This window comes from Catenulispora pinistramenti, from assembly GCF_018274385.1.
Lineage (GTDB): Bacteria > Actinomycetota > Actinomycetes > Streptomycetales > Catenulisporaceae > Catenulispora > Catenulispora pinistramenti.
In genome coordinates, this window is sequence record NZ_JAAFYZ010000022.1 from 38,301 (window position 1) to 52,911 (window position 14,611).

11 protein-coding genes are annotated in these 14,611 nt (G+C 70.4%); 7 read left to right on the forward strand and 4 right to left on the reverse strand.

The genetic code is table 11. From position 1 onward, the window contains the following. Positions 1-35: 35 nt before the first annotated feature. On the reverse strand, positions 36-1,064 hold the full coding sequence (locus KGQ19_RS09375; RefSeq protein ID WP_212008682.1) for an RNA ligase family protein: 1,029 nt from the start codon (positions 1,062-1,064) through the stop codon (positions 36-38). Positions 1,065-1,393: 329 nt separating this feature from the next. Here KGQ19_RS09375 and KGQ19_RS09380 point away from each other — a divergent pair, with 329 nt between their 5' ends. The 4 genes from KGQ19_RS09380 (at position 1,394) to KGQ19_RS09395 (ending at position 8,039) form a co-directional block, all read left to right on the forward strand. Further along, positions 1,394-3,418 carry a S53 family peptidase gene (locus tag KGQ19_RS09380; RefSeq protein ID WP_212008683.1) on the forward strand — a complete coding sequence of 675 codons (2,025 nt, stop codon included), beginning with the start codon at positions 1,394-1,396 and terminating at the stop codon, positions 3,416-3,418. Between the two features lie 405 nt (positions 3,419-3,823). Beyond that, positions 3,824-5,212: a hypothetical protein gene (locus KGQ19_RS09385; protein ID WP_212008684.1), complete on the forward strand. Its 1,389-nt coding sequence runs from the start codon at positions 3,824-3,826 to the stop codon at positions 5,210-5,212. Positions 5,213-5,292: 80 nt separating this feature from the next. Next, entirely contained in the window at positions 5,293-6,636 is a 1,344-nt protein-coding gene (locus KGQ19_RS09390; protein WP_212008685.1) for a sigma 54-interacting transcriptional regulator, read from the forward strand. Between the two features lie 26 nt (positions 6,637-6,662). Continuing rightward, on the forward strand, positions 6,663-8,039 hold the full coding sequence (locus KGQ19_RS09395) for a vWA domain-containing protein (protein WP_212008686.1): 1,377 nt from the start codon (positions 6,663-6,665) through the stop codon (positions 8,037-8,039). A gap of 8 nt (positions 8,040-8,047) precedes the next feature. On the opposite strand, the gene KGQ19_RS09400 is transcribed toward KGQ19_RS09395, so the two are convergent. Together KGQ19_RS09400 and KGQ19_RS09405 are read right to left on the reverse strand one after the other, a co-directional pair. Beyond that, positions 8,048-9,274, reverse strand: a complete 1,227-nt coding sequence (locus KGQ19_RS09400; protein ID WP_212008687.1) for an RNA polymerase sigma factor — start codon at positions 9,272-9,274, stop codon at positions 8,048-8,050. Then, entirely contained in the window at positions 9,271-9,642 is a 372-nt protein-coding gene (locus tag KGQ19_RS09405) for a YciI family protein (protein WP_212008688.1), read from the reverse strand. The genes KGQ19_RS09400 and KGQ19_RS09405 overlap by 4 nt, the downstream gene beginning before the upstream one ends. A gap of 215 nt (positions 9,643-9,857) precedes the next feature. Here KGQ19_RS09405 and KGQ19_RS09410 point away from each other — a divergent pair, with 215 nt between their 5' ends. From KGQ19_RS09410 to gad, 3 genes are all read left to right on the forward strand, one after another. Continuing rightward, positions 9,858-11,417: an MFS transporter gene (locus KGQ19_RS09410; protein ID WP_212008689.1), complete on the forward strand. Its 1,560-nt coding sequence runs from the start codon at positions 9,858-9,860 to the stop codon at positions 11,415-11,417. Between the two features lie 256 nt (positions 11,418-11,673). Further along, positions 11,674-11,913 (forward strand): chaplin, encoded by a 240-nt coding sequence (locus tag KGQ19_RS09415; RefSeq protein WP_212008690.1) that lies wholly within the window; start codon positions 11,674-11,676, stop codon positions 11,911-11,913. Between the two features lie 155 nt (positions 11,914-12,068). Continuing rightward, positions 12,069-13,460, forward strand: coding sequence for a glutamate decarboxylase (gene gad, locus KGQ19_RS09420; RefSeq protein WP_212008691.1), 1,392 nt, complete (start codon positions 12,069-12,071; stop codon positions 13,458-13,460). Positions 13,461-13,602: 142 nt separating this feature from the next. Here the strand turns inward: gad and KGQ19_RS09425 are convergent, their stop codons facing one another. Then, entirely contained in the window at positions 13,603-14,505 is a 903-nt protein-coding gene (locus KGQ19_RS09425) for an alpha/beta fold hydrolase (RefSeq protein WP_212008692.1), read from the reverse strand. Between the last annotated feature and the right edge of the window lie 106 nt (positions 14,506-14,611).

Below are 14,611 nucleotides of genomic sequence, written 5' to 3' on the forward strand. Positions count from 1 at the left end.
GCCGCTGTGGCCCCGGTCGGCGTTGGCGTCAGCGTTCAGCGTCGACCGGCGCGCTTCCGGTCCGCCGCATCGAACTCTGCCAACGTCCGAGCACCGGCCATCAGCGCGTCGCAGAGACCTGATACCGCGGTCGGCTCCAACCCGCCGAGCTCTTCCGAGACCTCTTCCGCCGCGTCCTTCGCGATCTCGCTCGCCACCACATCCATCGGCGCACCCGGCCCCAGCTTGCTCACCGCGGCCGCGGCCCGCGTCGGCGTCAGCAAGGCGGCTGCCTGCACCACCAACCAAGCCGGCACTCCAGCCGCACCCTCCGGCGGCGCGATATAAGGCCGCGCACCCGCGAACCGCTCGTCCTCAGCGAAAGCCTTCTGCTTCACCTTCAGTACCGGCCGCTCGGGACCCTCCTCCCAAGCGCCGGCCGGCTTCAGTACATAGCCCTCAGCCAGGTTGTCCGCCAACTCCGGCAACCCGAACAACGCCGGGACCCGACTCGGAAACGCCGCCGGCACGTCCTGCACCTGCTTCAACGCGCCGCGTGCCAATACCGGTACGCTCGCCAGCCCCGCCTGCGCAGCCGCCGTGCGCAGCTCGCGTTCCGCGACCCACCACCGGCGCCCGCCGACCGTCAGCTGTGCGTCGAAGAGCAGCCAGAACAGGTCTGGCGCGTACCAGACTCCGGTCTGCACCGGCTGTGCGCCGTCGATCTCGGCAATATCAGGGTGCGGATAACGGCCGCCGGCCAATTCGCCGTACAAGGCCACGACGCCATCGGCGGCGTCCCGCAACAACGCCGCACACCGTGCCGCAGCCACCGACAGTGTCGGCCAGATCCGGCTCACCCCGAAGAATCCGTCGAGATCGTCCTCGCCGAGCAGTTCCCGGCGTTTGGCCGGGCGTACCTCGGCGGTGCCGTCCTCGCCGACGGTGCAGACCAGAGCGAAATGCGCGCCGTGGACTTTCTCGGTCGCGACCCACTCCCGGGCGGCGGGGGTGTTGCCTTTCCCCTTCGACGCCATCTTCGGATAGGGCCGCAGTACCGAACCCGATGGAACACTTTCGGACATCTGCGGATCCTCGCTCATCCGGTGCCGGCCGGCCACCGAAAAATTGCCGTCTTCCGGTTGCGCCGTTACGAAGCGTGGCCTCGATAACCGTGGTGATTGCCCAGTTCATGACGGTTTCATCGGGCTCGTCCGGCAACCCACGGTGACCGCTTCGTGAAATTCTGATCAACTCGGCGTGGGCCGATCAAACTCATGTGCTTCTTACCCTTGTGTTTCTCGGTGGGCCGTCTATAGAAATGACCGACGCGGGCTCGTATCCCACTGCCCACGAAGCGTTGATTCGGGCATTGGGAACATTCATCCCTCTTTTCGGGAAGGGAACACGCACCATGACCAATGCCGTACCACGGCACCGCCGACGAATAGCCACGGCCACGACCATGACGGCCGTCGCGGCGTTCGTGACCGCGGGGGTCGCGCTCGCGGCCCCGTCCAACGCGGACTCCGGCTCGGCGACGCTCGCCGGCAGCACCCCGGCCTACGCGACCGCCTCGGCCGACCTCGGGCAGAGCGGCACAGCCGCGACGCTGAGCGTGCGGGTGTACCTCGCGGGCCAGGACCAGGCCGGGCTGGCAGCTTTCGCCCGCGCCGTGAGCGACCCGTCCAGCGCGACCTACAAGCACTACCTGAGCGCCGCTCAGGTGCAGCAGCGCTTCGGGGCCTCGCAGAAGCAGATCGACCAGGTCAGCACCTGGCTGAAGAGCGCGGGCCTGACCGTCGCCGGCAGCAACACCCACTGGATCGACGTCACCGGTACCGTGGCCGCCACGCAGAAGGCGTTCGGCACGCAACTGCACAACTACCGCACATCCGACGGCACGCTGCGGGCTCCGCAGAGCGACGCGAAGATCCCCGCCGCGCTGTCCAGCGTGATCCTGGGCGTCACCGGTCTGTCGCAGAGCACGACGCACGCGGTCACCAACCACCAGACGGACCCGCTGACGGCGAAGAAGGGGCCGGTCTCCAACAACGACCCGTCCTGCTCGGACTACTACGGCCAGAAGAAGGCGCCGTCCACGACGCCGGCCGTGCCGTCCGGCTACACCACCCCGGCCACCCTGGCGCAGTGCTCGCTGGTCCCCTCCGAGCTCCGCCAGGCCTACGGCGTCAGCAACACCGGCCTGACCGGCAAGGGCGCTACGATCGCGATCGTGAACTGGTACGGCTCCCCGACCATGGAGTCCGACGCCAACCAGTACGCGGTCAACCACGGTGACAAGCCGTTCGCCCCGGGGCAGTACTCCGAGGTCAACGACCCGTCGCAGTACACGAACCAGGCCGCCTGCGGCTTCGGCGACTACGGAGAGGAGTCGCTGGACGTCGACATGGCGCACGGCCTGGCGCCGGACGCCAAGGTCATCACGGTCGCCGCGAACTCCTGCTTCGACAGCGACCTGATCGCGGCCGAGGCGAAGATCGTCGACAACCACCTGGCCGACATCGTGTCGAACAGCTGGGGCGAGATCATGTACTCCACCGGCGGAGACATGACCCAGGCCCAGATGCAGGCCTACGACCAGGTCTTCATGGAGGGCGCGGCCGAGGGCATCGCCTTCGACTTCTCCTCCGGCGACTGCATGAACAACGACGCCTACTCCATCTCCAAGGGCCTGAACTGCGACCCGACCTCCTCGCGCGCGCAGGTCGAGTGGCCGACCAGCTCCTCGTGGGTGACCTCGGTCGGCGGCACCGCGCTGGCGCTGAACAAGCAGGGCGGCTACGGCTTCGAGGCGCCGATGGGCGACAACCGCAGCGGCCGTACGGCACCGGGCGCCACCTCGTGGGTGCCGGCCGGTGAGACGTTCGGCGGTGGCGGCGGCGTCAGCGAGTCGATCGCCCAGCCCTGGTACCAGAGCTGGACGGTCCCGAACAGCGAGTCCACCACGCTGATGAGCGGCGCCAAGGCCGCCCACCCGATGCGCACGATCCCGGACATCTCGCTGAACGGCGACCTGTACTTCAGCAGCACCCTGGTCGGCCAGACCACCAACGGTGCCTACGGCGAGGCCGGCTACGGCGGCACCTCGGTGTCGGCGCCGTCCTGGGCGGGCATCCTGGCCGACGCTCAGCAGGCGCAGTACGGCATCCCGGTCGGCTTCGCCAACCCGGCGATCTACGCCCGCTCGTTCCTGACCAACGACGTGGTCCAGAACCCGAAGCAGATCTCGGGCTCCCCGACCCACTCGGTGGTGTTCCAGTACCCGACCAGCAGCGGACCCGGCATCGCCGGCCAGTACCGGCTGATCCAGTACGGCGTCGACGAGGGCCTGCCGGCGTCTCGCGGGTACGACGAGGCCACCGGCGTGGGTTCGCCGAACGCCTGGTTCCTGCGGTCGTTCGGGTTCGGCCACTGATCACCGGGCGCTGATCACCTGACGGTGATGGAGCCCGCGCTCTAGAGCGGACCGGCCGCTTCGCCCTTCGGGGCGGGGCGGCCGGTCCGTTTCCGCAGCTGGGCCGGGGGACGGTTGCGCGGTCGGGAGGCCGGGGTGCATGATTCCGGTGTCCATCGTCCCCGATGACCACCAACGAAGAATGCTGATGCAGAGAATGGAGGCCGCCGACACCACCGTAGCCCCATGACGGGAACGGAGCCGGTGCGGACGGCTGGTTGTGCGGGCTCGCGCGCTGTTGCGTCGCTTGCCGGCCCCTTTGGTTCTGGTGATTCCGGTGCAGGTGCACCCGTCACTTCAGCGATTCTCTCCGAAACCCGGGCGCGGGCGGCTGTCGCGGCACGCCGGTACGGGGTTCCGCCCACGATGATCGCCTCGGTCGCCGAGCGGCGTGCCGCGGGCGACTGGCGTGGTGCTTGTGCCGCTGCTGACGTCGATGTGTGTCTGAGAACTGATTCATTCCGGCGAGACTACGGCGCCGAGATCGCCGACCAGGCGTCGCGCGTTTTGTGTGACCTGGCACCGGATCTGCTGCGCTGGCACCTACCGCGACGTGGACACGGTTCGGGCGATCTGCTCGCCGGTCTGCTCGTGCCGCTGGCGGAGTTCACCGATGGCAGTCGGCGGCTGACGCTGGCGGCCGCCACCCCGCAGTTCGCGCTCGACGCCGGGCAGCGGATCGTGCTGGTGGTGCTCGGCGGACGTGATGACGGGGCGACGCGCTCGGTGCTGGAGGCTGTGCGGCTGAAGTATCCGGAGCGTCTCAGCCTGCTGCGTCACTCGATGTTCTGGAGTGCGGAAGGGGCGCCGGGGCTCGCGGGGCTGGGTGACGCCACGCCTGCCGAGCGTCAGATCTGCCGGTTGCAGGACGCGGGCCTGACCGCGGAAGCCTGGCAGGCAGCCGGAATCGAGCTCCAGCTCCCCGCGTCGGCTGCTCAGCAGCGCTGGCTCGCGGCCCTGCCGATTCGCCTTTCCGGACTTGCGGATCGGGTACGCGCGGCGCTGCCCGGCGTGGACCAAGCCGTGGTGCGTTCCGGCGTCGGCGCGTTGGCGCTCTCCGGCCTGAACGCGGCCACGGCCGGCGCGCGGGTGGCCGGGGATCGCGCGGCCCTCGACCTGCCGATCGTCCCGAACGCGGTGTGGTCGCGGGTACTGGACGCCGACCTGCTCCGCCTCGGCCACCTCGGCGACCACGAGCTCCACCCGCTGATCGCCTCGGCGCTCCTCGACGGCCCGCAGCCGGCCGTCCCCGAACCCGACGCATGGCTCTACCGCGAGGTCCCCTTCATCGCCGGACCCTGCCACAACGCCGAAGGCATCCCGGCCCTGTGGATCCACTGCGGAACCACCCGGCACCGCATCGCCCACCACCGAAACGCATGGCACATCCTCGACCACCGCGCCCACTCGGGCCGCGAGTCCCTCCTGGCCCGCCTGGGCGGCCCGACCAACCCCTGCCAGCAGGCGCTGGACTATCTGTCCTCCGGCCGCCACGTCATCGACCTCATCGAATCCCTCCTGCACCACGGCCGCACCACCGACATCCGCGACCTCCTGCGCACCCACGCCGGCGCGAGCACCACCCTGAGCCACATCGACCTGCCCGCCGGCGGCACAGTCGCCGCCGCCCTGGCCGCGCTCCGCGAGAACACCCTGCGCCACCGCATGATCCTCGCCGACGCCACCCGCACTCCCGACCGCATCGACCACCGCCGGCGTGCCCGAAAGGGGGTTCCGGCCCGAACTCACTGGTGATCATGACACTGACTTCTGAGATACAGACTCCTGAAATAAAGACTTCCAAGACGCAGGCTTCCAAGACGCAGGCTTCTGACATGCCGGTCACTGCGCCGGATATCACTACCGCGACAGCTACGATCGGCGCCGCTTCGGCGGCTGCCGCGCCTGCTGACTTCGCGGTGGCTCCGACCGCCGCCGCACCCCAGCCCGCTCTCGCCCCCGAGCACCTCCAACTCCAAGCCGCCGACCACCTCATCTCCCTCACCCGCGCCGCCACCACCGAGCCGCGTGCCGATCCCCACGTCGAGGCGCTGGCTCTCGCGGTGGCGGCGAACCTGCCGGTCCTCCTGTGGGGCCAGCCGGGCATCGGCAAGTCCTCCACCCTCGTGCAGCTCGCGCGCGGGCTGGCCCTGCCGCTGGAGACTGTGATCGCCAGCGTGCATGATCCGTCCGACTTCGCGGGGCTGCCGATCGTCGGTGCGGATCCTGCCTCGCAGGGCATTGCGATGGCGCCGCCGGATTGGGCCGTGCGGTTGCGTCGGGCGGGCAGCGGTCTGCTGTTCCTCGACGAGATCTCGTCCGCGCCGCCGGCGGTGCAGGCCGCGTTGTTGCGCGTGGTGTTGGAGCGGCAGGTCGGCAGCCTCGCGCTGCCCGCGCCGGTGCGGATCGTCGCCGCCGCGAATCCGGCGGGGAGTGCGGCCGACGGGTGGCAGCTGGCGCCGCCGCTGGCCAACCGCTTCGTGCACCTGGCGTGGGTCCACGATCCCGACGTGGTGGTGCGCGGCCTCGGCGGCGTCTGGCCCCACGTGCCGCTGCCCCGCCTCGACCCGGCCGCGTTGGAACGCTCGGTGGCCAGGGCTCGCGCCGCGATCTGCGCGTTCCTGACCGTGCGTCCCGACTACGCGCACCGGATGCCGGGCACGGCCGCCGCCCGCGGTGGCGCCTGGCCGTCACCGCGCACCTGGGAGATGGCTCTGCGCCTGCTGGCCTTCGGCTTCGCGGCCGACGCGAGACGCGAAGTCGTGGCCATCGCCATCCGCGGAGCCGTCGGCGACGGCGCGGGCCTGGAGTTCCTAGCCTTCCTGGAACGCCAAGACCTCCCCGACCCCGAAGCGGTCCTCGCCGATCCCGAGCACGTAGAGCTGCCCGAACGCGGCGACCTCGTCCACGCCACACTCGCCGCGGTCATCGACGCCGTCGGCCGCGATGCCGTCGGCCGCAACGCTGTAGGCCGCGACGGCAGCCGCAACGCCATCACCACCCGCGAACGCTGGGAAGCCGGCTGGACCCTCATCGCCCGCCTGGCCAAGACGGTCCCCGTCGACCTCCTCGCCGCACCCGCGATGCAACTGGCCGCTCTCCGCGAACCCCACTGGGAACTCCCCGCACAACTGGACGGCCTCGCGGCCCTCGAAGCCCTGCTGGTGTGGAGCGAATGAGCCCATTGAAACCATCACCGGCGGTCATGGCCGGCCCAAGCCGTCTCTCCGCCCGCCCCCAAGACCTGCCGCCGCGTCCCGAGAACCAGCATCAGAATCCTGATCAAGACGCCGCCACCGCCCTGGACACCCCCAAACTCCTAGCCGCCCGCCACCTAGCCGTCACCACCTGCCCCTACCTGGCCGTCCCCCTCCACGCCATAGCCGTCGTCCCCACCTACGCCGTCCCCACCATGGGCGTCGACCGCCACTGGCGCTGCTACGTCAACCCCGCGTTCGTCCGCGCCATCCCCGTCCGCGACCTGGCCGGCGTCTGGCTCCACGAAATCGCGCACCTGGTCCGCGACCACCACACCCGGGCCCGCCGCCTCACCGAGGCCAGCGCCCGGCACGAAGCCGCCGGCCGCCCCGGCGATCCCCGCCTGGACCCCGACAACCCGCGCCGCGAGCAGGCCCGCCTCAACATCGCCATGGACCTGGAGATCAACGACGACCTCTTCCAGGGCCTGGACGACCCCACCGACACCGGGCCGCGGCTCCCGGCCGGTGCCCTGACCCCTGACCGGCTCCTCCTGAAGGAACGCGACCTCTTCGAGGAGTACCTCGTCTACGTCACCCCGACCATGGTCGCCGAACACTGGCCCGACTGCGGCTCCGGTGCCCACAACTTCCCAGCCCCCTGGGAAGACGACGCCGCCGGCGCCCACCCTCTCGGCGACTACGAGGCCGCCGCCATCCGCATCAGCGTCCGCGACGCCATCGCCGCCGGCCGCGGCACCGCCCCGGCCGGCTGGCAGCGCTGGGCCGAGCGCTACGACAGAGCGCCGCAGGACTGGCGCACGCTCCTCGGCGCCGCATTCCGCACCAGCCTCGGCGCGGCCGCCGGCGCCGGCGACTACACCTACCGCCGCCCCAGCCGCCGCACCGCGAGTCTGGGCGGCCGCCTGGTCCTGCCCAGCCTGCGCCGCCCGCTCCCGCAGGTGGCCGTGGTCATCGACACTTCAGGCTCGGTCTCCGACGTGGACCTCGGCAGTGCCCTGACCGAGGTCGCCGCCATCACCCGCGCGGTCGGTGTCACCGGGAACAACGTCGCCGTCTACACCTGCGACGCGGCGGTCCAGACCGCGCAGAACGTCTGCCGCGCCGAGGACCTGAACCTGGTCGGCGGAGGCGGTACCGATCTGCGGAGAGGGATCCGCGCGGCGATGAGGCGCGTGCCCCGCCCCGACGTGACCGTGGTCCTCACCGACGGCGGAACCCCGTGGCCCGCAGAGGAACCGGGCTGCCGCATCGTCGCCGGTATCTTCGCGACCAGCCGCCGCCCCCTCGCCCGCTACGACGACGAAGGGAACTTCATCGACTGCCGCCCGCCGGAGTGGATCGAGACGGTCTATCTGGAATAAGGGCCCTGCTACACGGCGGGAGAGTCCCGCAGCTTCTTCGCCCGAGACTCCAAGTAGCGCTGCTCAGCCATACTCGCGGTCGCCTTGGCAGCGTTCCGATAGTTCTCATACGCGCCGTCCGAATCCCCGGCCATCTCCAGCAGATGTGCCCGCACCGACAACAGCCGGTGGTGCTTGGCCATCCGCTCGTCCGCGTCCAACGCCGCCAGCACGGCGAGCCCGGCCTGCGGCCCTTCGAGCTCGGCGAGCGCGACGGCGCGGTTCAACGTGACCATCGGGTTCGGCGCGATGCGTTCCAGGATCAGGTACAGCGCGTGGATCTGCTTCCAGTCGGTGTCCGCGGCGTCCGTGGCGACGGCGTGCGTAGCGGCTATCGCCGCCTGCAGTTGGTACGGCCCCAGCTCCGTCCCGCCCAGCGAACTCTTCGCCAGCTCCAGCCCTTCGGCGATCAGGCCGGCGTCCCAACTGGCCCGGTCCTGCTCCTCCAGCGGCACCAGATCGCCGCTCGCGGTCGTCCGGGCCTCGCGCCGGGAGTGGGTGAGCAGCATCAGCGCCAGCAGCCCGGTCACCTCGCCGTCGGCCGGCAGTTGCGCGTGCACCATCCTGGTCAGCCGGATCGCCTCGGTCGCGAGGTCCACGCGGTCCAGATCCTCGCCGGAGGAGGCCGTGTAGCCCTCGTTGAAGATCAGGTACAGCACGTGCAGCACGACCCGCAGCCGCTCCTCGCGCTCGGGGCCCTCGGGCAGCTCGAACGAGCTCCCGGCGGCCTTGATGCGCTGCTTGGCGCGGCTGATCCGGGCCGCCAGCGTGGCCTCGGGCACCAGGAACGCGCGGGCGATCTCGGCGGTGGTCAGGCCGCCGACGGCGCGCAGCGTCAGCGCGGTCTGGGAGGCCGCGGTCAGCGTCGGGTGGCAGCACAGGAACAGCAGGACCAGGGTGTCGTCGGTGTCCGGGACCTCCTCCGGCGGCACCTCGGCGGCGAAGACCTGCTCCTCCCGGTCGCGCCGGGCGGAATCGCTGCGGACCTGGTCGATGAGCCGGCGGGAGGCGACGGTGGCCAGCCAGCCGCGCGGATTGGCCGGCACGCCCTCGGCCGGCCACTGCACGCTGGCCGCCAGGACCGCCTCCTGCACGGCGTCCTCGCAGCCTTCGAACGTTCCGTACCTGCGGACCAGCGCACCGAGGACCTGCGGGGTGAGCTCACGGAGCAGGTCCTCGATCGCCGATGCCGTCATGCCTCCAATTGTCCATCGGAGAACATGACCTGGCGCACCTCGACGCCCAAACCGTCGATGGCGGCGTCCGGAATCTGCGCCGCCAGCTCCAGCGCGCGCGCCTTGTCCTCGACGTCGATCAGGTAGAAGCCGCCCAGGTACTCCTTCGCCTCCAGGAACGGACCGTCGGTCACCACCGGCTGGCTGTTGCGGATCCGCACCACGGCCGCCTGCGACGGGTCGACCAGAGCCTGGGTCAGGATCAGTTCCCCGCGGTCCTTCAGGTTCTGGATGAACTTGCCGTGGCCCTCGCCGATCGCCGCCTTCTCGTCATCGGTCAGCGCGTCGAGCACGGCGGGGTTGATGTGCATGCTGATCACGAACTTCATCTCGTCACTCCTCGTGTCGCGGGGCGCCCGGCGGGGCCCTGTCACCTGGTGGTCGGAGCCGCTGCGGCGTCCTTGACATCCTGGCCGACATCTTGGCCCGAAATTTTTTCCGCGGCCTGTTCTGGAAGATTCTCGGCGCGGCGGTGTCAAGGATCGGCAACCGGCTCCGACTGCCCGGTGACACGTCGAGAGAGGTCGAGAGAAGGAGTACGGCGATGCGAACGAACCGGGCTTGGTGGGGACTGGTCCTGCTGATGCTGCCGACCCTGCTGGTCGCGATGGACATGACGGCGCTGATCCTGGCGCTGCCGCACCTGAGCGCCGACCTCGGTGCCGGCCCCGTGCAGCAGCTGTGGATCAGCGACAGTTACGGACTGACGGTCGCCGGGATGGTCATCACGATGGGCACGCTCGGCGACCGGATCGGCCGCCGCCGGCTGTTGCTGATCGGGGCGTCGGCGTTCGCGGTGCTCTCGGTGGTCGCGGCGTTCTCGGTGAATCCGCTGATGCTGATCATCGTGCGGGCGCTGCTCGGGGTCGCCGGGGCCACCCTGGCGCCGTCCACGCTGGCGCTGATCACCAACATGTTCGGCGAGGACCGCTCCCGCGGCCGCGCCATCGCGATCTGGGCCACGTGCCAGTTCACCGGGGGAGCGGTCGGTCCGGTGCTGGCCGGGTTCCTGCTTCAGCACTTCTGGTGGGGTTCGGTGTTCTTGGCCGCGGTGCCGGCGATGCTGGTGCTCGTGCTGGCAGGTCCGTTCGTACTGCCGGAGTACCGGGGTTCGCAGGCCGGGAAGCTGGACCCGCTGAGCGTCGCGCTCTCGCTGTCCGCCGTGCTGCTGATGGTCTACGGAATCAAGCAGCTGACGGTGGCGCACGCGGTGACCGTTCCGATCGCGGCGCTGATCGTCGGGGCGGCGATCGGCACGGTATTCGTGCGCCGCCAGTTCCGGCTGACCACGCCGCTGCTGGACCTGCGCCTGTTCCGCAGCCGTCCGTTCACCGCGGTCCTGATCGCGCTGGTCTTCGCCGGCCTGGCGATGGCCGGGGTCGGGCTGCTGGTGACGCAGTACCTGCAAGGCGTGCTCGGGCACTCGCCGATGGCGGCCGCGGCCCTGTTCGCCCCGATGGGCCTGGGTGTGGCCGTCGGCACCATGTCCGCTCCGATGCTGAGCCGCCGCCTCCGGCAGCCGACCGCCATCGCCGGCGGCCTGGCGATCTCCGCCCTCGGCGCCCTGTCGCTGGTCGCCGTGCACGGCCCCGGCAGCCTGCCGCTCCTGATGGCCGGCATCGCGGTCCTGGCCTTCGGCGCCGGCCCGCTGTTCGCCCTCGGCACCGGACTGGTGATCGGCAGCGTCCCGCCGGAGCGCGCCGGCAGCGCCGCCTCGATGTCCGAGACCGGCAACTACTTCGGCGGCTCCCTGGGCCTGGGCCTGCTCGGCGCGGTCGCCGCCGTCGTCTACCGGGCCCACGCGCACGGCAGCTCCGACTCGCTGGCCGCCGCGCTCGCCGCGAGCGGTCACCAGAGCGCCGGTCAGGCCGTCGCGACGCTGGACACGGCCCGCGCGGCCTTCACCGCGGGCGTGCACGTGACCGGCGTCATCGCCGCCGTGGTCTTCGCCGCGCTGGCGGTGCTGGTGCTGGCGATGCGGTCGACCGGGACGGCGACGGCTTCGGCGTCGGTCTCGGCGACGGCCGCATCGGCCGCTCAGCAGCCGGCGGCGCAGGTCGGATCTGCTATCACCGAACCGGTCCTCCAGGAAATGACTGTCTGATTAACCAAGGTCTCATGAATGGCTTTCTCGGGGCGCTGCCGATAATGGCGGCGCCCCCTTGTTCACCCATTCTGATCCGCCCGTACGGGTGACTTTTAACCCCCTTTCACAATGCTCTGACCTGCTGAAATATCGCTGAGAGCGGGTATTCGCCGGGTTGACGCACCATCCGGCCGACGGTGTAGACCGGAGATGAGCAGCGGCCGGACGGGGTAAAGCCCCCGACGTTCGCACCTTCCAACGTCAGGGAGCTTCAATGAGCATGCGCAAGACCATCGTGGCCGCCGCCATGGCAGCGTTCGCGGTCGTGGGCTTCGCCGGCACGGCCTCCGCGTCCGGTGCCGGTGCCATCGGCGGCGCGATCGGTTCGCCGGGCCTGCTGTCCGGCAACAACATCCAGGTGCCGGTCAACATCCCGATCAACGTCTGCGGCGACAACGTGGGCATCCTGTCGGCTCTGCTCGGCAGCGCCGGCAACGTCTGCGTCAACCGCTGACGCACTCCAGCTGAGGACCCCGGGCCTGGTGGCCCGGGGTCTTTTCGCGTTTCCCGGGCACCGGCGAAGGGTTCTCGGGCGGACGCCTTGGTTTGCCGTCCGGTGCGGTGCGGGAGAGCGTTGTTCGGGGAGTCTGTTCTCTAGGAGGCGCACGCATGCCGCATAACAACCGCGAACGCGATCTGCGCGGGGACGTCGACGTCAACCCGCTGTTCGCCCGGCCCGGCGAGCTGCGCAGCCGTCCCCGGACCCGGTTGGCCGACCTGCCGATGCTGCCGGAGACGGCCTACCAGGTGGTCCACGACGAGGCGATGCTCGACGGCAACGCCCGGCTGAACCTGGCCACCTTCGTCGGCACGTGGATGGACGACCAGGCGCGAAGGCTCTACCTGGAAGCCTCCGACAAGAACATGATCGACAAGGACGAGTACCCGAGCACGGCGGCCATCGAGGAGCGGTGCTGGCGGATCCTGGCCGACCTGTGGCACGCGCCGGACCAGGAACGGGCCATCGGCTGCTCGACCATCGGCTCCTCCGAGGCCTGCATGCTCGGCGGCCTGGCCTTCAAGCGGCGCTGGCAGGAGGCCCGCCGCGCGGCCGGCAAGCCGACCGACCGGCCGAACCTGGTGATGAGCTCGGCGGTGCAGGTGGTGTGGGAGAAGTTCTGCAACTACTGGGACGTCGAGCCCCGCTTCGTGCCGATCACCGAGGAACACCGGACCCTGGACGGCGCGAACCTGAAGTCCTACGTGGACGAGAACACCATCGGCGTGGTCAGCATCCTCGGCGTCACCTACACCGGCATGTACGAACCGGTGCTAAAGGTGAGCCGGGCCCTGGACGAGATCCAGCACGAGACCGGCCTGGACATCCCGATCCACGTCGACGGCGCCTCCGGCGCGATGATCGCCCCGTTCCTGCAGCCGCACCTGGAGTGGGACTTCCGGGTCCCGCGTGTCGCCTCGATCAACACCTCCGGCCACAAGTACGGGCTCGTCAACCCGGGCCTGGGCTGGGTCCTGTGGCGGGACCGCGACCTGCTGCCGGAGAGCCTGGTCTTCAAGGTCAGCTACCTCGGCGGCGACATGCCGACCTTCGCCCTGAACTTCTCCCGTCCGGCCGCGCAGGTGCTGGTGCAGTATTTCCAGTTCCTGCGGCTGGGACGGCTGGGCTACCACGAGGTCCAGAAGGCGTCCATGGAGGTCGCGAAGTACCTCGCCGACCGCATCGGGGCGATGGAGTGCTTCGAGCTGTGGAACGACGCCGACGACATCCCCGTCTTCGCCTGGCGCCAGAAACCCGGCTACGGGCCGAACTGGACGCTCTACGACGTCTCCGACCGGCTCCGGATGAAGGGCTGGCTGGTGCCGGCGTATCCGATGCCGGACAACCTGTCCGACACCGTCGTGCAGCGGGTGGTGGTCCGCAACGGGATGAGCATGGACCTGGCCACGAACCTGGTGGCGGACATTGAGGAGACGGTCGCCTACCTCGACAAGCTGACGCAGCCGCTGCCGGACGCCGACCGGTCGGTGTTCCACCACTGAGGCTTCCACCACTGAGACGGGGATCGGCACGCCGCACCCCCGCGGCTGCACGCCCGCTGAGACCGGGATCGGCGCGCCGCACCCCCGCGGCTGCGCGCCTGCTCGTTGCGCACTTCAGGCCGCGGCTTCCAAGGCTTCCCGCTCACACCGCGTGCTCGGCGAGGAACCCGGTCATCAGCCCGAGCCATTCCTTGGGCCGCTCGGCGAACGGCAGGTGCCCGGTGGCGATGCGGGCCAGGCGCGCGCCGGGGATCTGTGCTGCCAGTTCCTCGTGCAGATGCGGCGAGACCAGCGGATCGCCGGTGGTCGAGATGACCAGCGTCGGCGCCGCGATCGAGGCCAGATCGGCCCGCACATCCGCACGCCGCACCAGGTCCACGTGCTCGGGCGTGCCGGCCGGGATCAGCTTGGCCAGCCCCTCGATCGCCCCGCGCAGATCCGGTGCCGGGGTGGCCCGCAGCGCCTCGGTACTGAGCGCGACCAGCGTCAGGTACTCCGCGAGCCGTACCTTGTCGCCGGCCCGATAGAGCTCACCCCACAGCTTCGCGGCCAGATCCAGCCGCGTGTCCCGCCGCGCGAACGTCGCAGTGAGCATCAGGGCACTAACGCGCTCCGGATGCTTTGCCGCCACCCGGATCGCCACCGGCCCGCCCAGCGAGAAACCCGCCACCGCGAACCGCTGCAACCCCTCGGCATCCGCGGCGGCGACCAACTGGTCGGCGAGGAAGTCCACACTCAGCGGCCCGCCGGCCCGCGGGCTGCGACCGGTCCCCGGGTAGTCGACCCCGACCACGGTGTGCCCCGTACTCAGCCCGTCCAGGACCGGCCCGTAGTTCAGGGCCACGCTGCCCCCGGCGCCGTGTGCCAGGAGCAGGCCGGGGCCGGTGCCGCCGACGGTGCGGGCCAGGACGGGCTCGACGGCGGCGGCCGGCTCGGTGGCGGGTGCGGTGTCGGTGTCGGCGGGCCTGGCGTCGGCGCGTCCGGTGACGGCGGGCTGGGCAGCGGCGGGTGCGGCAGCGGCGGCTGGCGTGCTGATGACCGGCATGGAAGACCCCTCACAAGGATATGTAGCGCTCGCTACACAAAAACCGTACCACATTCTGTAGTGCCTACTACAGAAGCTTGCCGTAAATCAGATGCTCGCTCCGGCG